Source organism: Catenulispora yoronensis, from assembly GCF_039531695.1.
Lineage (GTDB): Bacteria > Actinomycetota > Actinomycetes > Streptomycetales > Catenulisporaceae > Catenulispora > Catenulispora yoronensis.
In genome coordinates, this window is sequence record NZ_BAAAQN010000200.1 from 1 (window position 1) to 598 (window position 598).

Annotated in this window: 1 protein-coding gene and 1 pseudogene; both read left to right on the forward strand. The window is 60.0% G+C overall.

All coding sequences use genetic code 11. The annotated features are described in order from the left end of the window. Positions 1–378 (forward strand): annotated as a pseudogene (locus ABD481_RS46785) (oxidoreductase); the annotation flags it as partial. Between the two features lie 49 nt (positions 379–427). Beyond that, on the forward strand, positions 428–598 hold a 171-nt coding region (locus ABD481_RS46790; RefSeq protein WP_344672359.1), incomplete at its 3' end, for a zinc ribbon domain-containing protein.

Consider the following 598-nt stretch of genomic DNA (forward strand, 5'->3'; position numbering starts at 1 on the left):
CCTGGGGATACGAGCACTGCCGAGGGGGAGGCGCATCTGCAGGGAACCCTGGGCACTATCCCGCTCAATATCTGGCTCAACAAATATGCGGGTCCCGCGGGCGGGCAAAAGGGAATGCGAATAGGACTGCGGGACGGGCGAATAATCACCCTCGATCGCGCCCCTGAGGGCGAAGTGGTGACGCTACAGGACGGCGAGCGGGTGCAGCGCTGGACCCGGCCCGGGGCGATCTATACGCACTGTCTTGATGAGCAGATCCTCGGCGCTGATAATCTGTTTATCCGGGCGCCGGACAGCGTGGCCGGGCTAACGCAGCGTAGGCTTGAGGAAGTGGAATGGCTGCTCAGGTTGCAGCAGCAATTACGCGGCCCGCATTAAACCCGGAACATGATAAAATAGGTGCAGATAAACGTTGAAAGGAATGGTTATGGAACTTGATTGCCCTCTGTGCCACGCGCCGTTAGATGTCAAAGGCAGTAGCGCGCATTGCGCCCAGTGCGAAAGGGTATTTACCCTTGAGGCCCGCTGCCCGGAATGCCACCAGCCGCTGGAGGTGCTGAAGGCGTGCGGCGCGGTGGATTACTTTTGCCAGCATGGG